The following is a 23791-nucleotide window of genomic DNA, read 5'->3' as shown; positions in this document are numbered from 1 at the left end:
TTGCAGAGCGTTACCTTTTTTTGGGAGAAGCTTCCCGTTACTGCTGCTGTTCTGAGGTATCGCCCAGTTTGATTTTGGCTTCTTTGCGCAGGTTGCTCATCAGCGCTTCAAAGGCGATTTGCGCGTTATTCTGCGTCACGCCCTGCATCATCGCTTTCTTCTGCGCCTCCGGCATTTCGCCTGCTTTCACTTCGTCCAGCGCTATGATCACAACATTACGCTGCTGATCGGTGGTGCTGCCGTAGGAGGGTTTATCCTTCGCCGGCAGTGGCAGGTTAAAGGCGGCTGTTGCAACCGGATCCTGTCCGAGGCGCGCGAGGGTTTTCGCTTCGCCGAAGCTCAGACCAGCGGCTTTCATCGCGTCGTCGCCTTTGCCCGCTTTCAGCGCTTCAACCAGTTTGTCAGCATCCAGCTTCGCCTGCTGCTCAGCTTTATCATGCTTAACGATATCCGTGACCTGCGCTTTCACTTCCGCCAGCGGCTTAATCGCTTCCGCTTTATGGTCGGTAACACGCAATACGAACGCGCGATCGCCATCAACGGTGATGATATCGGAGTTGTTGCCAGGCGAGCCGTTCTGACCTACCAGACCGCCGTTGAAAATCGCATCGCTCACCGGTTTGAAGTTCAGCTCTTCCGGCAGGTTGTCGCGGGTAAACCACTCGGTCTGCACCGCTTTGGTACCTGAAACCTGTTCAGCACCGGCCAGAGATTCGTTATCGTTGGTTGCCGCTTCGCTCACTTTACGCTGCAGCGCGAACCAGGCATCCAGCGCATTTTCATGCTTCACTTTCGCCGCCAGTTCATCGCGTACTTCGTTCAGTGGTTTGACAACGGCAGGCTGAATATCATCCAGACGCGCCACCAGGTAGCCAACGGAGGATTTAATCGGGCCTGAGAGCTGGCCTTTCTCTTTCAGACCGGCGTTTTTCAGTTCGTCCGGGGTGGTGGACTCTTCCAGCCAGCCCATGTCACCGCCGTTACGGGCAGAGATGATGTCGGCGGATTTCGCCTTCGCCAGGGCAGCAAAGTCAGCGCCTTTTTTCAGCTCGTCGATCACCGCTTTCGCTTCATCTTCCGTTTTGGTCTGGATGACGCTGTAACGATTACGCTGCGGCTGAGTGAACTGATCCTTGTGCTCGTCGTAGTAAGCCTGAATCTGTGCGTCGGTGGCGTTTTCCTGCATCGCTGCCGCATCAAGCTTGATGTAGCTTACGCGGAACTGCTCCGGCGCAATAAAACGGCTCTTGTTCTGGTCGTAATAGCTGGCGATCTCGTCATCGCTGACCGTCTGTTTTGCTGCCAGCGCGTTCACATCAATCACCGCCTGGCGCACGACGCGCTGCTGGGATACCAGCGCCGCCAGCTCGTCGGTCTCGCCTTTGAGCATAAAATCGGTGCCGGCAACGGCGTTGATCAGTTGCTGAGAGATAAGCTGGTTGCGCAGCGCCTGCGCATATTGATCGGCGCTCATGCCCATACGGTTAACGAGGGCGTTGAAGCGGTTATTATCGAACTTGCCGTCAGACTTGAAAGCATCGGTAGAGAAGATAGCGTTTTTGACCTGCTCATCGCTGATATCGAGGCCAAGCTTCTTCGCGTATTGATCCAGCAGAGCTTCATCAATCATGCGATTGAGCACCTGCTGGCGTACGGATTTCATATAGTTTTCATTTGCGGCCAGCTCCGAGAACTGGTCACCCAGCTTCTCCGCCATACGGTTGCGTTCGCTGGTTACCGCATTTTCAAACTGCGCACGGCCAATTTCCTGGCCATTAACTTTTGCGGCGTAATTATTGTTACCGCCAATCAGGTAGTTACCCACGCCAGTCAAAATGAATGACACGATAATCAAACCCAGAATGATCTTGAGCACGACGTGATTCGCCGCCGCGCGTAAATTGTCCATCATGGTGTAACAACACTCCGCTGTAGGTGACTGTAGATCTCAGGCAGCGCACGAGGCCCGCTGCATGTAAGCGCGTATTTTGACAAGAAAACGGTGCAATTGTTAGCCCGCATCGCGCATAAACTCGCAGAAATTGATTTTGCGAAAATAAAAAAGGCACACCTCGCGATGTGCCCTTGTATGTTGCCACCCTCCCCGCGTGGGGAAAGTCCTTAGTTCACGGCGTCTTTCAGCGCTTTACCTGCGCGGAAGCCAGGGACTTTGGCAGCAGCAATAGTAATCTCTTTGCCGGTTTGCGGGTTGCGGCCAGTACGGGCAGCGCGCTCTTTAACCGCAAAAGTACCGAAACCAACCAGTGCTACGTCGTCCCCGGATTGCAAAGATTCAGTAACAGAAGCAATTAACGCATCTAACGCGCGTCCGGCGGCAGCTTTAGAAATGTCAGCGCCAGCGGCAATCTTGTCTATCAGTTGAGATTTATTCACTCTTCTCTTCCTCTCTTTATATTTTATATCGCACCACATCCTTCGCAGTGCGACCGCGCAGCAGTTATAACAGGCCTGTCATGCCCTTACAACATCAGTTGATGATGACATAGCCGACCAGCAATCTAAATTAGCTATACAAAAAAAGACTGGCAAGTGCGAAATCACTCACCAGCCTTATATTTCTCTACGCACTTTGCGCGAGGTCACTATTTTGCAGTGGCGACCTGTATGCCAAACGGCGCATTCTGCAAGGCAAGCGTCAGCACTTCTTCAATACGTTTCACCGGATGGATATCCAGATCGGCAATGACGTTTTCCGGAATTTCTTCCAAATCGCGTTTATTTTCGTAAGGAATCAGCACGGTTTTGATGCCGCCGCGATGCGCTGCCAGCAGTTTCTCTTTCAGACCACCAATCGGCAGCACCTGGCCGCGCAGGGTGATCTCACCCGTCATCGCAACGTCGGCGCGAACCGGGTTACCGGTCAGGCAGGAGACCAGCGCGGTGCACATGGCGATACCGGCACTCGGACCATCTTTCGGCGTCGCACCTTCCGGCACGTGCACGTGGATGTCGCGTTTTTCATAGAAGTCGCCGTTGATACCCAGCTTCTCTGCGCGCGCGCGCACCACGGTTAATGCAGCCTGGATAGACTCCTGCATCACTTCACCCAGCGAACCGGTGTAAGTGAGCTTGCCTTTACCCGGCACGCAGGCGGTTTCGATGGTCAGCAGATCGCCGCCCACTTCAGTCCACGCCAGACCGGTCACCTGGCCTACACGGTTTTCATCATCCGCACGACCGTAGTCGTAGCGCTGAACGCCGAGATAGTCATTCAGGTTGTCGCCATTGATCTCGATATGCTTCAGGGACGGATCCAGCAGCAGCTGTTTCACCGCCTTGCGGCACAGTTTCGAGATTTCACGCTCCAGGCCACGCACGCCCGCTTCGCGAGTGTAGTAGCGAATAATACCGACGATCGCACTGTCATCAACCGTCAGTTCGTTCGGTTTCAGCGCGTTACGCTCAATCTGCTTGGTCAGCAGGTGGCGTTTGGCAATGTTCAGCTTCTCATCTTCGGTGTAACCGGAGAGGCGAATCACTTCCATACGGTCCAGCAGCGGTGCCGGAATGTTCATGGAGTTAGACGTGGCAACAAACATCACGTCGCTCAGATCGTAATCCACTTCCAGGTAGTGATCGCTGAACGCCACGTTCTGCTCAGGATCGAGCACTTCCAGCAGCGCAGAAGCGGGATCGCCACGCATGTCGGAGGACATTTTGTCGATCTCATCCAGCAGGAAAAGCGGGTTTTTAACGCCAACTTTTGCCATTTTCTGGATCAGTTTACCCGGCATAGAACCGATGTAAGTGCGGCGGTGACCGCGGATTTCTGCTTCATCACGCACGCCGCCCAGCGCCATACGGATATATTTACGACCCGTCGCTTTCGCGATGGATTGACCGAGCGAGGTTTTACCTACCCCCGGCGGCCCAACCAGGCAGAGAATCGGCCCTTTGAGTTTGTTCATACGGCTTTGAACCGCAAGATACTCAAGGATGCGGTCTTTGACGCGCTCTAAGCCGTAGTGGTCTGTATCCAGCACTTCCTGCGCCTGGCGAAGATCTTTTTTGACCTTGCTGCGCGCATTCCACGGAACCTGCACCATCCACTCGATATAGCCGCGTACCACGGTTGCTTCCGCAGACATCGGCGACATCATTTTCAGCTTCTGCAGCTCGGACTCGGCCTTCTCTTTGGCCTCTTTCGGCATTTTCGCCGCGTCGATTTTACGCTTCAGCGCTTCGTTTTCGTCCGGCGCGTCATCCATCTCGCCGAGCTCTTTCTGGATGGCCTTCATCTGCTCATTCAGATAGTACTCGCGCTGGGATTTCTCCATCTGCTTTTTCACGCGGTTGCGAATGCGTTTCTCAACCTGCAGCAGATCGATTTCCGACTCCATCATCGCCATCAGATACTCAAGACGTTCGTTGATGTCGGACATCTCCAGCACCGACTGCTTGTCAGCCAGCTTCAGCGGCATATGCGCAGCAATGGTGTCAGCCAGACGTGCAGGATCGTCGATGCTATTCAGCGACGTCAGCACTTCCGGCGGAATTTTTTTGTTGAGCTTGATATAGCCTTCGAACTGGCTGATCGCGGTACGTACCAGCACTTCCTGCTCGCGCTCATCAATGGCCGGCGAGTCCAGGTACTCCGCTTTCGCAGAGAAGTGCTCGCCGTTATCGGCAAGCGAAGTAATGCGCGCGCGCTGAAGCCCCTCGACCAGCACTTTTACAGTGCCATCAGGCAGTTTCAACATTTGCAGAATAGACGCCACGGTCCCGACGGTGAAAAGATCGTTTACACCCGGCTCATCCGTTGACGCTTCTTTCTGCGCAACCAGCATGATTTTTTTATCATGATCCATGGCTGCTTCAAGACAACGGATTGATTTTTCCCGCCCCACAAATAACGGGATGACCATGTGCGGATAAACCACCACATCGCGCAACGGCAATACGGGGATTTCAATGCGTTCAGAACGCTCAGGATTCATAGAGCTCTCTCTTAGTTTAAAGTCCGCCAGGTAATCAAGGTGACGTGACTGTGCCACACGCACCATTAACATGTAATGGAGTATATGGGGATGTTTCCCACACATTCAACGCCGGGAAGTCGGAAAAATAAAAGGGGAGATAAAATCCCCCCTTTTTGATTAACTGACTGTATGAATTGACGAATTATTCGCCAGATGCCTGCTGCGCTTCCGGCTTGCCGTAAATCAGCAGCGGCTTGGTTTGCCCTTCGATTACCGACTCATCAATCACCACTTTTTCGACGTCTTCCAGAGACGGCAGATCGTACATGGTGTCGAGCAGCGCGGCTTCGACGATAGAGCGCAGACCACGGGCGCCGGTTTTGCGGCTCATCGCTTTCTTGGCGATAGCGTTCAGCGCTTCGTCGCGGAACTCAAGATCGACGCCTTCCAGGTTAAACAGCGCCTGATACTGCTTAGTCAGGGCGTTTTTCGGCTCTTTCAGGATCTGGATCAGCGCTTCTTCACTCAGCTCGTTCAGCGTAGCGACAACCGGCAGACGACCGATGAACTCCGGGATCAGACCAAACTTGATCAAATCTTCCGGTTCAACCTGCGCCAGCAGCTCGCCCTCTTTCGCTTTTTCGGATTTTCCTTTCACCGTTGCGCCAAAACCGATGCCGGAGCCGGTTTCCACACGGTGAGAGATCACCTTATCGAGGCCTGCGAAAGCACCACCACAGATAAAGAGGATTTTGGAGGTATCAACCTGCAAAAACTCCTGCTGCGGATGCTTACGACCGCCCTGCGGCGGAACCGCAGCAACGGTACCTTCGATCAGCTTCAGCAGCGCCTGCTGTACGCCTTCGCCCGATACGTCACGGGTGATGGAAGGGTTGTCTGACTTACGGGAGATCTTATCGATCTCATCAATGTAGACGATGCCGCGCTGGGCTTTCTGCACATCGTAGTCACACTTCTGCAGCAGCTTCTGAATGATGTTTTCCACATCTTCACCAACGTAGCCCGCTTCAGTAAGCGTGGTGGCGTCCGCCATGGTGAACGGTACATCAAGCAGGCGCGCCAGCGTTTCCGCCAGCAGCGTTTTACCGGAACCGGTCGGCCCGATCAGCAGAATGTTACTTTTGCCCAGTTCAACACCGTTGCTGGTGTCGCCGTTGCGCAGGCGTTTGTAGTGGTTGTAAACCGCCACCGCCAGCACCTTTTTCGCCTGCTCCTGACCGATAACATAGTCATCGAGATGGTGGCGTATTTCATGCGGCGTCGGCAGCGCGCTGCGCTCGCGGTGCGGCGCAACTTCTTTAATCTCTTCGCGAATAATGTCGTTACACAGATCCACACATTCGTCGCAGATATACACGGACGGTCCGGCGATCAGTTTACGCACTTCATGCTGGCTTTTGCCGCAAAAAGAGCAGTACAACAGTTTGCCCGAACCATCTTTGCGTTTATCTGTCATGAGTAAAACCTCTTTTCTGTTCTTTGCGCCACACGACGACGCAAATGCCATTCCAGGCGCAAAACGTTACTCAGGCATTACGCCGCTTGCACTGGAAAGTATAGCGGCCAATGCGGACTGAGCATTAGTTACGATGGGTCAAAATTGAGTCAACCAGCCCGTAATCAACTGCTTCTTGCGCGGCAAGGAAGCGGTCACGCTCGGTATCACGCTCAATTTGTTCTAAGGATTGACCCGTGTGATGCGCCATAAGTTCATTCATGCGCCCTTTCACTTTCAGGATCTCACGCGCGTGGATTTCGATATCCGTCGCCTGACCCTGATAGCCGCCCAGCGGCTGGTGGATCATCACGCGTGAATTCGGCAGGCAGAAGCGCTTGCCTTTTGCGCCAGCCGTCAGCAGGAATGCGCCCATTGACGCGGCCTGGCCCATACAGATGGTGCTGACGTCCGGTTTAATAAATTGCATGGTGTCATAAATAGACATACCTGCCGTGATCACGCCGCCCGGAGAGTTAATGTAGAGATAGATATCTTTTTCCGGGTTCTCTGCTTCGAGAAACAGCATTTGCGCCACGATCAGGTTGGCCATATGGTCTTCGACCTGACCGGTCAGGAAAATTACGCGTTCCTTGAGAAGACGGGAGTAAATATCGAAAGAGCGCTCACCGCGGGAGGTCTGTTCAATAACCATTGGCACCAGGGCCATATGGGGTGCAAAGTTGTCTCGTTCGCCGCTGTATGACATTTCCGTCTCCTGGATAAAAAATTAACAAACTTGCTGCACTGATTGTACTTGAGTGAAAGAGGTCTGACTACGACCCCTCACGGACGGATTATCAGCCAGAGTCTTTCCTGCCACCCTCTTTAGTGGGGATGACCACGCATGTTTTCAAGCATAACAATCTTTTGCTGTTACGCTAACCCTGAAACACGCTTTTAGCACAGTTCTGATAAAGCCAATACGATAAAAAAAGCCCGCCACCAGCAAGCAGGTGACGGGCTTATTACTTTTAGCTATCGCAGAAAACGATTAAGCCTGTTGGTTCATCAGCTCGCTGAAGGAGGTTGCTTTCTCCGTCACTTTCGCTTTTTCCAGAACCGCTTCAACCGCTTGTTCTTCCAGCGCGACGTTACGCATGTTGTCCATCAGCTCTTTGTTTTTGCTGTAGAACTCGATCACTTCTTTCGGATCTTCATACGCAGAAGCCATCTCTTCGATCAGGCCTTTAACGCGCTCTTCGTCAGCTTTCAGCTCGTGGGTACGAATCACTTCGCCCAGCAGCAGACCAACGACAACGCGGCGTTTAGCCTGCTCTTCGAACAGCTCACGCGGCAGTTCCAGAGCCTGTTTCTCGTTGCCACCGAAACGCTGAGCAGCCTGGCGACGCAGAACGTCGATTTCGCTGTCGATCAGTGCAGCCGGTACGTCGATGTTGTTGGCGTTAACCAGACCGTCGATCGCCTGAGATTTAACACGGTTACGCACGGCGCCTTTCAGCTCGCGTTCCATGTTTTTACGTACTTCTGCGCGCAGACCGTCCATAGAACCATCTTCAACGCCGAAACGTTTGATGAACTCTTCGGTCAGTTCCGGCAGCTCACGCTCTTCAACTTTCTTCAGGTTAATGACGAATTTCGCCGCTTTACCTTTCAGATTTTCCGCGTGGTACTCTTCCGGGAAGGTCACGTCGATGGTGAACTCTTCGCCCGCTTTGTGGCCTTTGATGCCCTCTTCAAAGCCCGGGATCATACGACCCTGACCCATCGCCAGTACGAAATCGGTCGCTTTGCCGCCTTCGAACTCTTCACCGTCAACAGAACCGGTGAAATCGACAGTTACACGGTCTTCTGCATCTGCAGCGCCATCTTTCTCTTTCCAGTCTGCCTGCTGCTTACGCAGGGTATCCAGCATGGTGTCAACGTCGGCATCGGTCACTTCAACGAGCGGTTTTTCAACTTCGATGGTGTCCAGCGCTTTCAGTTCAACTTCCGGATAGACTTCGAATTCAACAGAGTAGGTGAAGTCTTCGCCCAGTTTGTATTCGCCCGGAACATAGTTCGGTGCGCCAGCCGGGTTGATTTTTTCCTGGATGATCGCGTCGATGAAGTTGCGGCTCATCAGGTCGCCCAGCACGTCCTGGCGAACAGAGGCGCCGTAACGCTGAGCAACAACGGTCATCGGGACTTTACCCTTACGGAAACCGTCAATACGTACTTTCTTCGCTACGTTGACCAGCTCGCTCTTCACAGCGGTCTCGATGCTGTCAGCAGCGATTGTAATCGTTACACGGCGCCCAAGGCCCTGAGTGGTCTCAACTGAAACTTGCATCTTGTTACCTCAAAAAATCACAGTGCTCGGTCAACTCTACCCTGCGCAGCAAACCTCTCGCTTTGCAGAACCGGGATGCTCTCTCAAATCAGATATACATTCCCTGTCGTCAGAATCACCCCGAAGACATTCCGAAAAATAAGACGCCGCATTATAGCGGCATCGCAGATATGAGTCGAGAACGGTAATAGCGCAACGGTGCGTCATTTTTCACACTTCTGAAGCAATTTTGCTCACAAAGGGGCGCTTCTCGCTCAAATTTCAGACAAAACAAAACGGCCCGCAGGCCGTTTTCACATTAACTGCATGCAACATACTGGAAAAGTTCAGCGCGTTGCAACCCGGTTTTCTAGGCGAGAGTCCCTGCGCCGCGGCAGGCTGGCGAGGTCAACAGGGTATCCTGTAGCCCTTCCCACTCTTTCAGGGTGTAGGTATGCAGCGCGAGCGCATGAATTTTCGTCGCCAGCTCATCTGCCAGGGTACCGTAAATCATGCGGTGGCGGTTGAGGAAACGTTCACCGGTGAAGCAGTCGCTCACCAGCACCACTTTGAAATGGCTTTCCGAACCCGCGGGAACGTTGTGACGGTAACTTTCATCCACAACGTCGAGGAAAACAGGCTCAAATGCCGCCTTCAGTTTTGATTCTATTTGATCACGCATCATCATGGTACGCCTCCGACAACGCTGAGATACCAGCTATCCCTTTAAATGTTAGCCGCTTTTACCGTCTCCGTTACAATAAGACAACAAAAATTTAGCCTTTGTCGCGCTTTTGCGTCCAACGGCATAATCTTCAGGGAAAACCTGGGCATTTGGGGCCGGGATCGCGTTTGAAGATGTTACGGGCGCTGAAAAAAAACACAACACGATGAATTTACATGCGTTGAAGACTTCCTCTTAACAACGGCAATGTTATGATGGCGACAATTTTTCCCAGAAGCTTAGAGCCTTGAGAGCCTGAACATGATTAAGAAACTCCTCTTCCCGTTGGTTGCTTTATTTATGCTGGCTGGCTGCGCAACTCCGCCGACCACCCTTGACGTCACACCGAAAATTACCCTTCCGCAACAAGATCCGAGCCTGATGGGCGTAACGGTCAGCATTAACGGTGCCGATCAGCGTCCGGATCAGGCGCTGGCGAAAGTCACCCGTGATAACCAACTGGTTACCCTGACAGCATCGCGCGATCTGCGCTTCCTGCTGCAGGAAGTGCTGGAGAAGCAGATGACCGCACGCGGTTATATGATTGGGCCGAACGGCGCGGTTAACCTGCAGATCATCGTTAACCAGCTCTATGCTGACGTCTCTCAGGGCAACGTGCGTTACAACATCGCCACCAAAGCAGATATCGCGATCATTGCCACCGCTGCCAATGGCAACAAGCTGACGAAAAACTACCGCGCCAGCTATAACGTAGAAGGCGCTTTCCAGGCGACCAACGAGAAGATCACCAATGCGGTTAACAGCGTGTTGACCGACACCATCGCGGATATGTCTCAGGACACCACCATCCACGATTTCATCAAGCAGAACGCCCGTTAATCTCTCTGCACTGGCCCGGTTCCGCCGGGCCAGCTGAGCTGCCATGTCCAGTCACTACTTACGCATTTTCACGCAGCCTAAATCAGCGATTTTGCTGATGCTCGGCTTTGCCTCCGGTTTACCTCTCGCCCTCACCAGCGGCACGTTACAGGCGTGGATAACCGTCGCAGGCGTTGATGTCAAAACCATTGGTTTCTTCTCGCTGGTCGGCCAGGCCTACGTCTTTAAGTTTCTCTGGTCACCGGCGATGGATCGCTATACCCCCTCCTTTTTAGGACGCCGCCGCGGTTGGCTGCTGCTGACGCAGGTTGCGCTCCTGATCGCCATTGCCGCGATGGGCTTTTTACAGCCTGCCAGCGATCTGCGCTGGATGGCGGCGCTGGCGGTGGTTATCGCCTTCTGCTCGGCGTCGCAGGACATTGTTTTTGATGCCTGGAAAACGGATGTGCTCTCAGCCGAAGAGCGCGGCGCGGGCGCGGCGATAAGCGTGCTCGGTTACCGCCTGGCGATGCTGATTTCCGGCGGTCTGGCGCTATGGCTGGCGGATCGCTGGCTGGGCTGGCAAGGGATGTACTGGCTGATGGCGGCACTGATGATCCCCTGCATTATCGCCACGCTGCGCGCGCCGGAGCCGGTGGGCACCATTCCTGCGCCGCGATCTCTTGAAGAAGCGGTGGTTGCGCCCCTGCGCGATTTCTTCGGGCGCAACAACGCCTGGCTGATCCTGCTGCTGATTGTCCTTTATAAGCTCGGTGACGCGTTTGCCATGAGCCTGACCACTCTCTTCCTTATACGTGGTGTCGGTTTCGACCCCGGCGATGTCGGGATGGTGAATAAAAGCTTAGGGCTGGTGGCGACGATTATCGGCGCGCTGTGGGGCGGCGTATTAATGCAGCGTTTAACGCTTTTTCGCGCCCTGCTGATTTTCGGGGTGTTGCAGGCGATCTCCAACGCAGGTTACTGGCTGCTTTCCATCACCGATAAAGACATTGTGACGATGGGCGCGGCGGTCTTCTTCGAAAACCTCTGCGGCGGCATGGGGACGGCGGCGTTTGTCGCTCTGCTGATGACGCTCTGTAACAGCGCCTTTTCCGCCACACAGTTCGCGCTGCTCTCGGCGCTCTCGGCGGTTGGCCGGGTCTATGTCGGGCCGCTGGCGGGCTGGTTTGTTGCCAGCTATGACTGGCCGACCTTTTATCTCTTTTCGATCTTTGCGGCGATCCCGGGGCTGGCACTGCTGCTGCTGTGTAAACGCACGCTGGAGTACACGCAGCGCACGGAAGCCTTTATGCCGCGCACCGAGTTCACGGCGCTGTACCGGCTGGCGCTGCGCATCCTTGGTGCGGGCGCGCTGCTGCTTGCGGCTGGCCTGCTGGTGCTTGCCAGCAATGCGCTGGGTCTGACGCAGTGGTCTGTTGATAGCCTCCTGCTGGAGGGCGGCGCGCTGCTGGCGTTGGTGGGCATCCTGTTCGGTGGCGGGCTGGATCTGCTGGCCCTGCGCAGAACCGCACTGCTCTAGCGAGGGCAAAACGGACGTCTGCGGGTGGCGATATATTTTACATAGTGCAATTTAGGGTTATTTTTAAAGGAATAACTCTTTTAAAATCAGCTATTAAAAATAAAAAAAGCAGAAAAATAAATTTAGCGCCGTTATTATTTCGTTCATTAAACAGGCGTATTTTTTGTTTTTTGCCCAATCGCCCTGAGCGGGCAAAAAATAAAAATCTTATTTAATTTGTGCCTTATAAAATAAGGTCTATCCTATAACGATTCAGCACGGTTATTAATTGTTGGGTTTCATATTCGTTCCAATGATGTTTAATAGTTGCTGGATAATTGTTAATTATTTGTTTATTTGAACGATTGGTTATACCAATTTACCCTCAACGCAGATTGTAATGTCAGGTTTTCGTTATAATCGCTCTCTCTGGCTGTGCGAACGCCCGGTTTTACAGATTGTTGCATTCTGTGTGACATATGCGGCAGAACCCAGTAACACCTTACTGACACAAAGCCAATCATGTTTACAGTAACGTAACCTTTCCGTAAAATGCCCGCACACTTTAAGCGCCACCAGATCCCGTGGAATTGAGGTCGTTAAATGAGACTCAGGAAATACAATAAAAGTTTGGGATGGATGTCCTTAATCGCCAGCACTGTATTACTCAGTGGCTGCGATTCTGCGCTTCTTGACCCCAAAGGACAGATTGGTATGGAGCAACGTTCACTCATCCTGACGGCTTTTGGCCTGATGATGATTGTCGTGGTGCCTGCCATCTTAATGGCCGTAGGTTTTGCCTGGAAGTATCGTGCGAGCAATAAAGATGCGAAGTATAGCCCGAACTGGTCACACTCCAATAAAGTGGAAGCTGTGGTCTGGACGGTGCCGATTCTGATCATCCTGTTCCTTGCCGTGCTGACGTGGAAAACCACCCACTCGCTCGAGCCGAGCAGACCACTGGTACATGACGAACGCCCGATTACTATCGAAGTGGTTGCCATGGACTGGAAATGGTTCTTTATCTATCCGGAACAGGGCATCGCTACCGTGAATGAAATCGCCTTCCCGGCGAACACTCCGGTGGAATTCAAAGTGACTTCCAACTCCGTGATGAACTCGTTCTTTATTCCGCGTCTGGGCAGCCAGATTTACGCGATGGCCGGTATGCAGACCAAACTGCATCTGATTGCCAACGAAGCAGGTACGTATGATGGCATCTCTGCCAGCTACAGCGGCCCGGGCTTCTCAGGCATGAAGTTTAAAGCCATTGCAACGCCGGACCGCGCCGCATTTGACCAGTGGGTCGCCAAAGCGAAACAGTCTTCTACTACGGTGTCTGATATGGCCACGTACGAGAAAATTGCCGCACCAAGCGAATACAACAAGGTTGAATACTTCTCCAGCGTGAAACCCGATTTGTTTAAAGATGTTATTAACAAATTTATGGGCCACGGCAAGAGCATGGACATGACCCAACCGGAAGGTGAGCACAAGTCACACGAAGGTATGGAAGGCATGGACATGAGCCACGCGGAAACCTCTCACTAAGGGGCCGAGGAAAACGATGTTCGGAAAACTTACACTGGATGCAGTGCCGTATCATGAACCGATTATCATGATTACGATCGCTGCGATTGCCGTCGGTGGTCTGGCGGTAGTCGGCCTGCTCTCTTACTTCGGTAAGTGGAAATGGCTATGGAATGAGTGGTTGACCTCGGTTGACCATAAACGTCTTGGCATCATGTATGTCCTCGTAGCGGTCGTTATGCTGCTGCGTGGCTTTGCTGACGCCGTAATGATGCGTAGTCAACAAGCGATTTCGTCGATGGGCGAAGCGGGCTTCCTGCCGCCTCACCACTACGATCAGATCTTCACTGCCCACGGCGTGATTATGATCTTCTTCGTGGCGATGCCGTTTGTTATCGGTCTGATGAACCTGGTGGTTCCGCTGCAGATCGGCGCGCGCGACGTTGCCTTCCCGTTCCTTAACAACCTGAGCTTCTGGTTCACGGTTGTGGGCGTGATTCTGGTTAACATCTCTCTGGGCGTCGGTGAGTTCGCGCAGACAGGTTGGCTGGCTTATCCGCCGCTCTCGGGAATAGAGTACAGCCCTGGTGTCGGGGTCGATTACTGGATCTGGAGTCTCCAGCTCTCTGGTATCGGTACGACGCTGACCGGTATTAACTTCTTCGTGACCATCCTGCGCATGCGTGCGCCAGGCATGACCATGTTCAAAATGCCGGTCTTCACCTGGGCCTCGCTGTGCGCGAACGTGCTGATCATCGCTTCGTTCCCAATTCTGACGGTTACCATTGCGTTGCTTACCCTGGATCGTTATCTGGGCACCCATTTCTTTACCAACGATATGGGCGGCAACATGATGATGTACATCAACCTGATTTGGGCGTGGGGTCACCCGGAAGTGTACATTCTGGTGCTGCCGGTGTTCGGGGTCTTCTCCGAAATTACCGCCACCTTCTCGCGTAAACGCCTGTTTGGCTACACCTCGCTGGTGTGGGCGACCGTGTGTATTACCATCCTGTCGTTCATCGTTTGGCTGCACCACTTCTTTACTATGGGTGCCGGCGCGAACGTAAACGCCTTCTTCGGTATTACCACGATGATTATCGCCATCCCGACCGGGGTGAAGATCTTCAACTGGCTGTTCACCATGTACCAGGGTCGTATCGTATTCCACTCCTCTATGCTGTGGACTATCGGCTTTATCGTCACCTTCTCCGTAGGTGGGATGACCGGCGTGCTGCTGGCGGTTCCGGGCGCAGACTTCGTACTGCACAACAGCCTGTTCCTGATTGCGCACTTCCATAACGTCATCATCGGCGGCGTGGTATTTGGTTGCTTCGCAGGTATGACCTACTGGTGGCCGAAAGCGTTTGGTTACACCCTGAACGAAACCTGGGGTAAACGCGCATTCTGGTTCTGGATTATCGGCTTCTTCGTTGCGTTTATGCCGCTGTACGTACTGGGCTTCATGGGTATGACCCGTCGTCTCAGCCAGCATATTGACCCGCAGTTCCACAGCATGCTGATTGTTGCAGCTTGTGGTGCCGCGCTGATCGCACTGGGTATCCTGTGTCTGCTGATTCAGATCTACGTCTCTATTCGTGACCGCGATCAGAACCGTGACCTGACCGGTGACCCGTGGGGTGGCCGTACGCTGGAGTGGGCAACCTCCTCTCCTCCGCCGTTCTATAACTTTGCCGTTGTTCCGGAAATTCACGAACGTGATGCTTTCTGGGAAATGAAAGAGAAAGGCGAAGCGTACAAGCAACCTGCCCACTATGAAGAGATTCATATGCCGAAAAACAGCGGCGCCGGGATTGTTATTGCCGCGTTCGCAACGGTATTCGGTTTTGCCATGATCTGGCACATCTGGTGGATGGCGATTGCCAGCTTCGCAGGCATCATCATCAGCTGGATTGTGAAAAGCTTCGACGAAGACGTGGACTACTACGTACCGGTTGCAGAAATCGAGAAACTGGAAAAACAGCATTTCGATGAGATCAACAAAGCAGGGCTGACAAATGGCAACTGATACTTTGACCAACGCGCACGCCCATGCGCACGAACACGGGCACCACGATGCAGGGCCGAATAAAGTATTCGGTTTCTGGATCTACCTGATGAGCGACTGCATTCTGTTCAGCTGTCTGTTCGCGACCTATGCCGTTCTGGTGAACGGCACAGCGGGCGGCCCGACCGGCAAGGACATTTTTGAACTGCCGTTCGTTCTGGTAGAGACATTCCTGCTGCTGTTCAGCTCCATCACCTACGGCATGGCGGCGATCGCCATGCACAAGGGCAACAAGAGCCAGGTTATTTCCTGGCTTGCGCTGACCTTCCTGTTTGGTGCGGGCTTTATCGGCATAGAGATCTATGAGTTCCATCATCTGATTGCAGAAGGTATGGGTCCGGATCGTAGCGGCTTCCTGTCAGCGTTCTTTGCGCTGGTTGGTACCCACGGTCTGCACGTAACCTCTGGCCTGATCTGGATGGCGGTTCTGATGTTCCAGGTTTCCCGTCGCGGCCTGACCAGCACAAACCGTACCCGCATCATGTGCCTGAGCCTCTTCTGGCACTTCCTTGATGTGGTATGGATCTGTGTGTTCTCTGTTGTTTATCTGATGGGGGCGATGTAATGAGTCATTCAACCGATCACAGCGGCGCATCCCACGGTAGCGTAAAAACCTACATGACAGGCTTTATCCTGTCAGTCATCCTGACGGTCATTCCGTTCTGGATGGTGATGAGCGGTACCGCGTCACACGCCGCAATTCTGGGGACCGTACTGGTCACCGCAGTGGTACAGATTTTGGTTCATCTGGTCTGCTTCCTGCACATGAACACCTCTTCTGAGGAGCGCTGGAACCTGACCGCCTTTGTCTTTACCGTGATTATCATCGCTATCCTGGTAGTGGGCTCCATCTGGATTATGTGGAACCTGAACTACAACATGATGGTTCACTAAGAGCGGCGAGTATGTTCAAGCAATACCTGCAAGTAACGAAACCGGGCATTATTTTTGGCAATTTGATCTCCGTGATTGGGGGGTTCCTGCTGGCCTCTAAAGGCCAGATTGATTACCCCCTGTTCCTCTACACGCTGGTTGGCGTGTCGTTGGTGGTCGCCTCTGGTTGTGTTTTTAACAACTACATCGACCGTGACATCGATAAAAAGATGGAGCGGACGAAAAACAGGGTGCTGGTCAGAGGGCTGATCTCGCCAAAAGTCTCGCTGGTGTACGCCGCCTTGTTGGGTATTGCTGGCTTTATGCTGCTGTGGTTCGGCGCAAATCCGCTGGCCTGCTGGCTCGGGGTGATGGGGTTTGTGGTTTATGTCGGGGTGTATAGCCTCTATATGAAACGCCACTCCGTCTACGGTACGCTGATTGGCTCTCTCTCCGGCGCAGCGCCGCCGGTGATTGGCTACTGCGCCGTGACCAACGAGTTTGACAGCGGCGCGGCGATCCTGCTGGCGATTTTCAGCCTGTGGCAGATGCCCCACTCGTATGCCATCGCGATTTTCCGCTTTAAGGATTATCAGGCAGCGAACATCCCGGTTCTGCCGGTGGTGAAAGGCATCTCCGTGGCGAAAAACCACATCACGCTCTATATCGTGGCGTTTGCTGTCGCCACCCTGATGCTCTCGCTGGGCGGCTATGCAGGTTATAAATACCTGGTGGTTGCTGCCGCGGTGAGCCTCTGGTGGCTGGGCATGGCGCTGCGCGGGTATAAAGTGGCGGATGACAAAGTGTGGGCGCGCAAACTGTTCGTCTTCTCGATTGTCGCCATCACTTCGCTCAGCGTGATGATGTCCGTGGACTTTATGGTGCCGGATTCACATAGCCTGCTGACTTACGTCTGGTGATCCAGACCGTCATATAAAGGGTGCCTCGGCACCCTTTTTTTATGCCCGCCATCCCATCCACGCAGGTAATATTTGTTAATTAAGCTGGTGTTTACCCCGCCCTGCCCCCGCACTACACTATGTCCGGTTTTCAACATGAGGTGGTAATGAACGATTACAAGATGACGCCAGGCGAGTTGCGCGCCACCTGGGGTTTAGGGACTGTATTCTCCCTGCGCATGCTCGGCATGTTTATGGTCCTGCCCGTTCTGACCACGTACGGTATGGCGCTGCAGGGCGCCAGCGAAGCATTAATCGGTCTGGCAATTGGTATTTACGGCCTCGCTCAGGCCATCTTTCAAATTCCCTTCGGCCTGCTCTCGGATCGCATCGGCCGCAAGCCGCTGATCGTCGGCGGGCTGGTGATTTTTGTCGCCGGCAGCGTGATTGCCGCCCTCTCCCACTCTATCTGGGGCATTATTCTCGGCCGTGCGCTGCAAGGCTCCGGCGCGATTGCCGCTGCTGTCATGGCGCTGCTCTCCGATTTAACCCGCGAGCAGAACCGCACCAAAGCGATGGCTTTTATCGGCGTCAGTTTTGGCGTCACCTTCGCCATTGCCATGGTGCTCGGCCCAATCATCACCCATAAACTGGGTCTGCATGCACTCTTCTGGATGATTGCCGGTCTTGCCACGCTTGGCATTGCGCTGACGCTGTGGGTGGTACCAAACAGCACCCAGCACGTGCGCAACCGTGAATCGGGGATGGTGAAAGGCTGTTTTAGCCTGGTAATGGCGAACCCGAAGCTGCTTAAACTCAACTTCGGCATTATGTGCCTGCATATACTGCTGATGTCGACCTTTGTCGCCCTGCCGGGCCAGCTGGAAGCTGCCGGGTTTGCTGCGGCGCAGCACTGGAAAATCTATCTCGTCACCATGCTGGTGTCGTTTGTCTCCGTTGTGCCGTTCATTATCTATGCCGAAGTGAAGCGCAAAATGAAGCGGGTCTTCCTGCTCTGCGTCGCCCTGCTGGTGATCGCGGAAATTGTGCTGTGGGGCGCGGGCCCGCACTTCTGGGAGATTGTGATCGGCGTACAGATCTTCTTCCTTGCCTTTAACTTGATGGAAGCACTGCTACCGTCGCTTATCAGTAAAGAAGCGCCCGCGGGCTATAAAGGTACAGCGATGGGCATCTACTCCACCAGCCAGTTCCTTGGCGTTGCCATTGGCGGCTCGCTCGGCGGTTGGGTCGATGGCTTTTTCGACTCCCAGACGGTCTTCCTCGCCGGCGCGCTGCTGGCGGTAGTCTGGCTGTTAGTCGCCAGCACCATGCAGGAGCCGCCTTATGTCAGCAGTTTGCGTATCGCGATCCCTGAGGATGTTGCGGTGGATGCGGCGTTGCAGCAGCGCCTGCTGGCAATGGATGGGGTGAGCGAAGCGATGGTGGTGCCGGAAGAGCGCAGCGTCTATGTGAAGATAGACAGCAAGGTGACCAACCGTTTTGAAGTGGAACAGGTGGTTGCGGGTTAAACATGAAGCGCCCTCCCCCGCACGGGAGAGGGCAAGCGATTAATCGCGGAAGTTCTTAAACTGGAACGGCTGGCCTAAGTTACCGCCGCGTACCAGCGCCATGGCGGCCTGCAGGTCGTCACGGGCTTTACCGGTCACGCGGATCTCTTCACCCTGAATCTGCGCCTGCACCTTCAGTTTGCTCTCTTTAATCAGCTTGATGATCTTCTTCGCCGTGGCGGCGTCAATCCCCTGCTTGAGCTTGGCTTCAACAAACCAGGTTTTACCGCTATGGATAAACTCTTCCGGCACTTCCAGCGAAGTGCCTTCAATGCCGCGCTTTAACAGCTTAGCGCGCAGGATATCGAGCAGCTGGTTGACCTGGAAGTCAGACTCGCTCAGCACCTTGATGGTTTTGTTGGTTTCGTTTAATTCAAACGTCGCTTCAATGTTGCGAAAGTCGAAACGCGTGGCCAGTTCACGGGTCGCATTCTCAACGCCGTTTTGCACTTCGCGCAGATCAATTTCGGAAACAATATCGAAAGATGGCATCTTTTCTCTCCCTCTGTAATTTCAGCGATGCATAATACCCGCACTGTGTATTAACACAATCTTGAATACTGGAAGCTTAGCTGACAGCGCTATACTTATCGCTGTAACACCTGGCGCAGTTGCAGGTGAGGAGGAATAATGAGAATTACCGTACTGGGATGCGGCGCCTTAGGGCAACTGTGGTTAACGGCACTGTGCAAGCAGGGACATGAGGTACAGGGCTGGTTACGTATCCCGCAACCTTATTGCAGTGTGAACCTGGTTGAAGAAGACGGCACGATTTTTAACGAGTCCCTGACGGCTAACGATCCCGATTTCCTGGCCCGCAGCGATCTGCTGCTGGTCACGCTTAAAGCCTGGCAGGTTTCCGATGCGGTAAAAGGGCTGGTTGCCTCGCTCTCGCCCACCACGCCGGTGCTGCTGCTGCATAACGGCATGGGCACCGTAGAAGAGCTGAAATCCCTGCCCAATCCGCTGCTGATGGGTACCACCACCCATGCTGCGCGCCGCGATGGTAATGTGATTATTCACGTCGCCAGCGGCATCACCCATATTGGCCCGGCGCGCGCGCAGGATGGCGAGTTCAGCTATCTGGCCGACACGCTGCAAATGGCGCTGCCGGATGTCGCCTGGCACAACACCATTCGCCCCGCACTGTGGCGCAAGCTGGCGGTGAACTGCGTCATCAACCCGCTGACGGCGCTACGCGACTGCAAGAATGGCGATCTGCGCGATGTGCCGGAAGAAATAGAGAAAATCGCCCGCGAAGTGGCGGCGGTGATCGAGCGCGAAGGCCACCATATCTCTGCCGACGAGCTGATCGCCTATGTTCACCAGGTAATTGAGAGCACGGCGGAGAATATCTCATCGATGCTGCAGGATGTGCGCGCGATGCGCCATACCGAGTGCGATTACATTACCGGCTATCTGCTAAGACGCGCCCGCGCGCACGGCATCGCGGTGCCTGAGAATGCCCGGCTGTTTGACCTGATTAAACGTAAGGAGAGTGAATATGAGCGCATCAGCTCTGATATGTCTCGCCCCTGGTAGTGAAGAGATGGAGGCGGTCACCACTATCGATCTGCTGGTGCGCGGCGGGATCGCAGTGACCACCGCCAGCGTGGCCAGCGACGGCGAACTCGCGATCGTCTGCTCGCGTGGCGTAAAGCTGTTAGCGGACGCCCCGCTGGTTGAGGTAGCGGATGGCGATTACGACGTGATCGTGCTGCCTGGCGGGCTTAAGGGCGCGGAGTGCATGCGCGATAACCCGCTGCTGGTAGAGACCGTGCGCCAGTTTCACCTCTCCGGGCGCATCGTTGCGGCGATTTGTGCCGCCGCCGGCACCGTGCTGGTGCCCCATGAGATCTTCCCGATCGGCAATATGACCGGTTTTCCAGGGCTTAAGGAGACGATCCCGGAGGAGCAGTGGCAGGATAAGCGCGTGGTGTGGGATCCGCGCGTCAACCTGTTGACCAGCCAGGGACCGGGTACGGCGATTGATTTTGGTCTGAAGATTATCGATCTGCTGGTCGGGCGCGAAAAAGCCCACGACGTGGCGTCACAGCTGGTGATGGCGGCGGGAATTTATAACTACTACGAAGCGTAAGCTTTGGCACTGAATGCCGGATGGCGCTTATCCGGCCTACAGGTAGGTGCAGTTTATTTGAATGCTGTGCGGCAAACGTATTTATGGCATGTTGCACCGCGTAGGCCGGATAAGGCGAAGCCGCCATCCGGCACGATCCACGGTGCTATCCATGGCACAACGTAAAACTACGGGCGATAAACCTTCACATTGGTAAAGCCCTGCTCACGCAGATAGAGCGCCTGCAGGCGGCTCATCACGCCGCGCTCACACCACAGCAGCCAGGTTTTGCTCTGATCGAGATCGCCAAACTTGGTGCTCAGCTTGTAGAACGGCAGCGACACCACATCTACGCCTTCAAGCTGCAACGGCTTGTCATCCTGCTCATCGATGGAGCGGATATCGAGGATCGCGTCATTCTCACCGAAGCCGGTTACCGTTTCGACTTCCACCACCTCTTCCGAGGTCTGCTGCGCGATTTCACGAATATCGATATTGCTCGCTTCCGCGACCACTTTCTCAAGGATCGCGAAATCGAAGTTCGCCTCTTCCGCTTCAATCTTCCCTTTAACCGCTTTTACCGTCGGTTTTTTGGAGATCACACCGCAATACTCCGGCATGGTGCGGGCAAAATCTTCGGTGCCGATTTTGCGCGCCAGATCGATGATGTGCTCTTTATCGTGAGAGATAAGCGGGCGCAGGATCAGCGTATCGGAGACGTTATCAATCAAACGCAGGTTGGTCAGCGTCTGGCTGGAGACCTGGCCCAGCGCTTCGCCGGTCACCAGTGCCTGCACGCCGTAGCGCTCGGCTACCTGAGAGGCTGCACGGACCATCATGCGTTTCAGCACCACGCCCATCTGGCCGTCGTCGACTTTCTCGAGGATCTCGCCCACTACCGGCTCAAAGTTGATCGCCACAAAGCGCACACGATGGGAACTGCCAAAGCGGTTCCACAAATAGTGCGCCACCTGACGAACGCCGATTTCATGCGCCGCGCCGCCAAGGTTAAAGAAGCAGTAGTGTACGCGGCAGCCGCGACGCATCAGCATATAGCTGGAGACGCCAGAGTCGAACCCGCCGGAGATGAGCGACAGCACATCTTCCTGCGTGCCGATCGGGAAGCCGCCAATACCTTCATAACGGCCCTTCACCAGCAGCAGGCGATCGTCTTCAATCTCCAGATGCACGGTCACATCCGGATGGGTCAATTTAACCTTTGCCGACGCAACGTGTTGATTAAGGCCGCCGCCGATGTAGCGTTCTGCTTCGATCGAGCTAAACTCATGTTGCCCGCGGCGTTTTACCCGCACGCAGAAAGTTTTGCCTTCGATTGCATCGCGATACTGCGCCAGCGCTTTCTCAAAAATGTCGTGCAGAGAGGTAAACGGAACATCTTCCACCTCCAGCACATGGTGAATGCCCGGCACGCGGGTCAGCGCATCGCGGATGGCCAGACGCTGAGTCTCGTCTTTGGCGCGCACTTCAATATGGTCCCAGTGGCGCACAACGGCGAGCGCCTCATCGTAGTGCTTCAGAACGTTACGAATGTTCCCGGTGAGAATTTTAATAAAGCGCAAACGCACAGATTGGCTTTTGATGGTGATTTCCGGGAACAATTTAATGATAAACTTCATGGCGGCAATGGTTCGTTGGCAAGCCTGCAAAGGCCTGTAGAGGAAAATTTACAGCAGCCCTTACCCGCGGCTGCATCCAGGCGCGGAAGTATACCACCATCGCGAAGATCATGTGCAACGCATTACCACTGAGCGTTATTTGCTATGTGCCCCGACTTCGCTACCATAACGTAGTCGGAATAATAGAAGAGTCAGACATTCACTATGCCAAAGAAAAACGACGCACCCGCCAGTTTCGAAACCGCACTGAGCGAACTGGAACAGATTGTCACTCGTCTTGAAAGCGGCGAACTTCCGCTTGAAGATGCCCTGAACGAATTCGAGCGCGGCGTCCAGCTGGCCCGCCAGGGACAGGTTAAGCTTCAGCAGGCAGAGCAGCGCGTACAGATCCTGCTCTCCGATACCGAAGAGGCGCCGTTAACCCCTTTCGCTCCGGATGCTGAATAGATGGATTTCAATCAACAACTGCAGGCCTGCGTTGAACAGGCCAACGACGCGCTGCGCCGTTTCATCGATCCCCTGCCCTTTCAGAACACTCCGCTGGTTGAGGCGATGCAGTATGGCGCACTCTTAGGCGGTAAACGCCTGCGCCCCTTTTTGGTTTATGCCACCGGCCGCATGTTCGGCGTCAGCCAGCAAACGCTGGACGCGCCCGCCGCGGCGGTGGAGTGCATTCATGCTTACTCATTAATGCATGACGATCTGCCGGCAATGGACGATGACGATCTGCGTCGCGGTCTGCCCACCTGCCATATTAAATTTGGCGAAGCCAATGCCATTCTTGCGGGCGATGCCTTGCAGACGCTGGCCTTCTCGATCCTGACGGAAGCGCCAATGGCGGATGTCGCCGCAGAAGATCGCCTGGCGATGGTCGCCACGCTCGCAAACGCCAGCGGCGTTGCCGGGATGTGCGGCGGGCAGGCACTGGATCTGGCAGCGGAGAACGAGCAGGTTTCTCTGGAAGGGCTGGAGCAGATCCACCGTCATAAAACCGGGGCGCTGATCTGCGCGGCGGTAAAAATGGGCGCCCTGAGCGCCGGGCAACGCGGTCGCGACGCGCTGCCGCTGCTCGAACGCTACGCGCAGTGTGTCGGCCTGGCGTTTCAGGTTCAGGATGACATCCTCGATGTGGTCGGCGATACTGCGACCCTTGGCAAACGCCAGGGTGCTGACCAGCAACTGGGTAAAAGCACCTACCCCGCACTACTGGGCCTTGAGCAAGCCCGCACGAAAGCCCGCGATCTGATTGACGATGCCCGCCAGGCGCTGAGCCTGCTGTCGGCGCAATCGCTGGATACGACGGCACTGGAAGCACTGGCGAATTACATAATCCAGCGTGATAAATAACG

General features: G+C 54.4%; 21 protein-coding genes. 12 read left to right on the top strand and 9 right to left on the bottom strand.

Annotation, left to right across the window (positions count from 1 at the left end; translation table 11 throughout):
• Nucleotides 1-37 precede the first annotated feature (37 nt).
• The 7 genes from ppiD to bolA all read right to left on the bottom strand — a co-directional run bounded on the left by ppiD (nucleotide 38) and on the right by bolA (nucleotide 9416).
• On the bottom strand, nucleotides 38-1912 hold the full coding sequence (ppiD, locus tag SOM48_RS15870) for a peptidylprolyl isomerase (protein WP_054804406.1): 1875 nt from the start codon (nucleotides 1910-1912) through the stop codon (nucleotides 38-40).
• A gap of 209 nt (nucleotides 1913-2121) precedes the next feature.
• On the bottom strand, nucleotides 2122-2394 hold the full coding sequence (gene hupB / locus SOM48_RS15865; RefSeq protein WP_010428111.1) for a nucleoid-associated protein HU-beta: 273 nt from the start codon (nucleotides 2392-2394) through the stop codon (nucleotides 2122-2124).
• Between the two features lie 209 nt (nucleotides 2395-2603).
• On the bottom strand, nucleotides 2604-4958 hold the full coding sequence (lon, locus tag SOM48_RS15860) for an endopeptidase La (protein WP_320512300.1): 2355 nt from the start codon (nucleotides 4956-4958) through the stop codon (nucleotides 2604-2606).
• 184 nt (nucleotides 4959-5142) lie between these two features.
• On the bottom strand, nucleotides 5143-6417 hold the full coding sequence (clpX, locus tag SOM48_RS15855) for an ATP-dependent protease ATP-binding subunit ClpX (protein ID WP_054804405.1): 1275 nt from the start codon (nucleotides 6415-6417) through the stop codon (nucleotides 5143-5145).
• 124 nt (nucleotides 6418-6541) lie between these two features.
• A complete protein-coding gene (gene clpP, locus SOM48_RS15850) occupies nucleotides 6542-7165 on the bottom strand; it encodes an ATP-dependent Clp endopeptidase proteolytic subunit ClpP (protein WP_007373538.1) in 624 nt (207 codons plus the stop codon).
• 285 nt (nucleotides 7166-7450) lie between these two features.
• Nucleotides 7451-8749 (bottom strand): trigger factor, encoded by a 1299-nt coding sequence (gene tig / locus SOM48_RS15845; protein WP_023481893.1) that lies wholly within the window; start codon nucleotides 8747-8749, stop codon nucleotides 7451-7453.
• 349 nt (nucleotides 8750-9098) lie between these two features.
• Nucleotides 9099-9416: a transcriptional regulator BolA gene (bolA, locus tag SOM48_RS15840; protein ID WP_042713623.1), complete on the bottom strand. Its 318-nt coding sequence runs from the start codon at nucleotides 9414-9416 to the stop codon at nucleotides 9099-9101.
• A gap of 297 nt (nucleotides 9417-9713) precedes the next feature.
• On the opposite strand from bolA, the gene SOM48_RS15835 reads away from it, so the two are divergent.
• From SOM48_RS15835 to SOM48_RS15800, 8 genes are all read left to right on the top strand, one after another.
• The gene (locus SOM48_RS15835) at nucleotides 9714-10292 is read left to right on the top strand and encodes a lipoprotein (protein WP_023481890.1); all 579 of its coding nucleotides are present in this window, start codon (nucleotides 9714-9716) and stop codon (nucleotides 10290-10292) included.
• Nucleotides 10293-10335: 43 nt separating this feature from the next.
• Nucleotides 10336-11811: a muropeptide MFS transporter AmpG gene (gene ampG / locus SOM48_RS15830; RefSeq protein ID WP_128483509.1), complete on the top strand. Its 1476-nt coding sequence runs from the start codon at nucleotides 10336-10338 to the stop codon at nucleotides 11809-11811.
• Between the two features lie 582 nt (nucleotides 11812-12393).
• Complete coding sequence (cyoA, locus tag SOM48_RS15825; RefSeq protein ID WP_315082791.1) at nucleotides 12394-13341, top strand: cytochrome o ubiquinol oxidase subunit II; 948 nt, start codon at nucleotides 12394-12396, stop codon at nucleotides 13339-13341.
• Nucleotides 13342-13357: 16 nt separating this feature from the next.
• On the top strand, nucleotides 13358-15349 hold the full coding sequence (cyoB, locus tag SOM48_RS15820) for a cytochrome o ubiquinol oxidase subunit I (RefSeq protein ID WP_023481935.1): 1992 nt from the start codon (nucleotides 13358-13360) through the stop codon (nucleotides 15347-15349).
• Nucleotides 15339-15953: a cytochrome o ubiquinol oxidase subunit III gene (locus tag SOM48_RS15815; RefSeq protein ID WP_320512299.1), complete on the top strand. Its 615-nt coding sequence runs from the start codon at nucleotides 15339-15341 to the stop codon at nucleotides 15951-15953. Before cyoB ends, SOM48_RS15815 begins: the two co-directional genes overlap by 11 nt.
• The gene (locus SOM48_RS15810; protein WP_023481940.1) at nucleotides 15953-16282 is read left to right on the top strand and encodes a cytochrome o ubiquinol oxidase subunit IV; all 330 of its coding nucleotides are present in this window, start codon (nucleotides 15953-15955) and stop codon (nucleotides 16280-16282) included. The genes SOM48_RS15815 and SOM48_RS15810 overlap by 1 nt, the downstream gene beginning before the upstream one ends.
• Before the next feature lie 11 nt (nucleotides 16283-16293).
• A complete protein-coding gene (gene cyoE, locus SOM48_RS15805) occupies nucleotides 16294-17181 on the top strand; it encodes a heme o synthase (protein WP_094419519.1) in 888 nt (295 codons plus the stop codon).
• Nucleotides 17182-17327: 146 nt separating this feature from the next.
• Nucleotides 17328-18689: an MFS transporter gene (locus tag SOM48_RS15800; protein ID WP_128483510.1), complete on the top strand. Its 1362-nt coding sequence runs from the start codon at nucleotides 17328-17330 to the stop codon at nucleotides 18687-18689.
• 39 nt (nucleotides 18690-18728) lie between these two features.
• Here SOM48_RS15800 and SOM48_RS15795 read toward each other — a convergent pair whose 3' ends face one another.
• Nucleotides 18729-19220 carry a YajQ family cyclic di-GMP-binding protein gene (locus SOM48_RS15795; protein WP_054804403.1) on the bottom strand — a complete coding sequence of 164 codons (492 nt, stop codon included), beginning with the start codon at nucleotides 19218-19220 and terminating at the stop codon, nucleotides 18729-18731.
• Nucleotides 19221-19358: 138 nt separating this feature from the next.
• Between SOM48_RS15795 and panE the strand changes: the two genes are divergently transcribed.
• Together panE and yajL are read left to right on the top strand one after the other, a co-directional pair.
• Nucleotides 19359-20270, top strand: a complete 912-nt coding sequence (panE, locus tag SOM48_RS15790; protein WP_128483511.1) for a 2-dehydropantoate 2-reductase — start codon at nucleotides 19359-19361, stop codon at nucleotides 20268-20270.
• Nucleotides 20233-20826, top strand: coding sequence for a protein deglycase YajL (gene yajL, locus SOM48_RS15785; RefSeq protein ID WP_289746473.1), 594 nt, complete (start codon nucleotides 20233-20235; stop codon nucleotides 20824-20826). The genes panE and yajL overlap by 38 nt, the downstream gene beginning before the upstream one ends.
• 167 nt (nucleotides 20827-20993) lie before the next feature.
• Here the strand turns inward: yajL and thiI are convergent, their stop codons facing one another.
• Complete coding sequence (gene thiI / locus SOM48_RS15780; protein WP_054804401.1) at nucleotides 20994-22442, bottom strand: tRNA uracil 4-sulfurtransferase ThiI; 1449 nt, start codon at nucleotides 22440-22442, stop codon at nucleotides 20994-20996.
• Nucleotides 22443-22646: 204 nt separating this feature from the next.
• Between thiI and xseB the strand changes: the two genes are divergently transcribed.
• Both xseB and ispA read left to right on the top strand, forming a co-directional pair.
• Nucleotides 22647-22889 (top strand): exodeoxyribonuclease VII small subunit, encoded by a 243-nt coding sequence (gene xseB / locus SOM48_RS15775; protein WP_054804400.1) that lies wholly within the window; start codon nucleotides 22647-22649, stop codon nucleotides 22887-22889.
• Nucleotides 22890-23789: a (2E,6E)-farnesyl diphosphate synthase gene (gene ispA, locus SOM48_RS15770; RefSeq protein ID WP_076769476.1), complete on the top strand. Its 900-nt coding sequence runs from the start codon at nucleotides 22890-22892 to the stop codon at nucleotides 23787-23789.
• Nucleotides 23790-23791: the final 2 nt, after the last annotated feature.

This window comes from Kosakonia sp. CFBP8986 (assembly GCF_034044935.1).
Classification (GTDB): Bacteria; Pseudomonadota; Gammaproteobacteria; order Enterobacterales; family Enterobacteriaceae; genus Kosakonia; species Kosakonia cowanii.
The sequence above is the reverse complement of the archived record's forward strand: the minus strand, read 5'-3'. Positions and strand labels throughout refer to the sequence as shown.

What these genes read in the sequence shown, in the direction of transcription:
- ppiD (WP_054804406.1), bottom strand. Translation starts at nt 1,912, where the DNA reads ATGATGGACAATTTACGCGCGGCGGCGAATCACGTCGTGCTCAAGATC.
- lon (WP_320512300.1), bottom strand. Translation starts at nt 4,958, where the DNA reads ATGAATCCTGAGCGTTCTGAACGCATTGAAATCCCCGTATTGCCGTTG.
- clpX (WP_054804405.1), bottom strand. Translation starts at nt 6,417, where the DNA reads ATGACAGATAAACGCAAAGATGGTTCGGGCAAACTGTTGTACTGCTCT.
- clpP (WP_007373538.1), bottom strand. Translation starts at nt 7,165, where the DNA reads ATGTCATACAGCGGCGAACGAGACAACTTTGCACCCCATATGGCCCTG.
- tig (WP_023481893.1), bottom strand. Translation starts at nt 8,749, where the DNA reads ATGCAAGTTTCAGTTGAGACCACTCAGGGCCTTGGGCGCCGTGTAACG.
- bolA (WP_042713623.1), bottom strand. Translation starts at nt 9,416, where the DNA reads ATGATGATGCGTGATCAAATAGAATCAAAACTGAAGGCGGCATTTGAG.
- SOM48_RS15835 (WP_023481890.1), top strand. Translation starts at nt 9,714, where the DNA reads ATGATTAAGAAACTCCTCTTCCCGTTGGTTGCTTTATTTATGCTGGCT.
- ampG (WP_128483509.1), top strand. Translation starts at nt 10,336, where the DNA reads ATGTCCAGTCACTACTTACGCATTTTCACGCAGCCTAAATCAGCGATT.
- cyoA (WP_315082791.1), top strand. Translation starts at nt 12,394, where the DNA reads ATGAGACTCAGGAAATACAATAAAAGTTTGGGATGGATGTCCTTAATC.
- cyoB (WP_023481935.1), top strand. Translation starts at nt 13,358, where the DNA reads ATGTTCGGAAAACTTACACTGGATGCAGTGCCGTATCATGAACCGATT.
- SOM48_RS15815 (WP_320512299.1), top strand. Translation starts at nt 15,339, where the DNA reads ATGGCAACTGATACTTTGACCAACGCGCACGCCCATGCGCACGAACAC.
- SOM48_RS15810 (WP_023481940.1), top strand. Translation starts at nt 15,953, where the DNA reads ATGAGTCATTCAACCGATCACAGCGGCGCATCCCACGGTAGCGTAAAA.
- cyoE (WP_094419519.1), top strand. Translation starts at nt 16,294, where the DNA reads ATGTTCAAGCAATACCTGCAAGTAACGAAACCGGGCATTATTTTTGGC.
- SOM48_RS15800 (WP_128483510.1), top strand. Translation starts at nt 17,328, where the DNA reads ATGAACGATTACAAGATGACGCCAGGCGAGTTGCGCGCCACCTGGGGT.
- SOM48_RS15795 (WP_054804403.1), bottom strand. Translation starts at nt 19,220, where the DNA reads ATGCCATCTTTCGATATTGTTTCCGAAATTGATCTGCGCGAAGTGCAA.
- panE (WP_128483511.1), top strand. Translation starts at nt 19,359, where the DNA reads ATGAGAATTACCGTACTGGGATGCGGCGCCTTAGGGCAACTGTGGTTA.
- yajL (WP_289746473.1), top strand. Translation starts at nt 20,233, where the DNA reads ATGAGCGCATCAGCTCTGATATGTCTCGCCCCTGGTAGTGAAGAGATG.
- thiI (WP_054804401.1), bottom strand. Translation starts at nt 22,442, where the DNA reads ATGAAGTTTATCATTAAATTGTTCCCGGAAATCACCATCAAAAGCCAA.
- xseB (WP_054804400.1), top strand. Translation starts at nt 22,647, where the DNA reads ATGCCAAAGAAAAACGACGCACCCGCCAGTTTCGAAACCGCACTGAGC.
- ispA (WP_076769476.1), top strand. Translation starts at nt 22,890, where the DNA reads ATGGATTTCAATCAACAACTGCAGGCCTGCGTTGAACAGGCCAACGAC.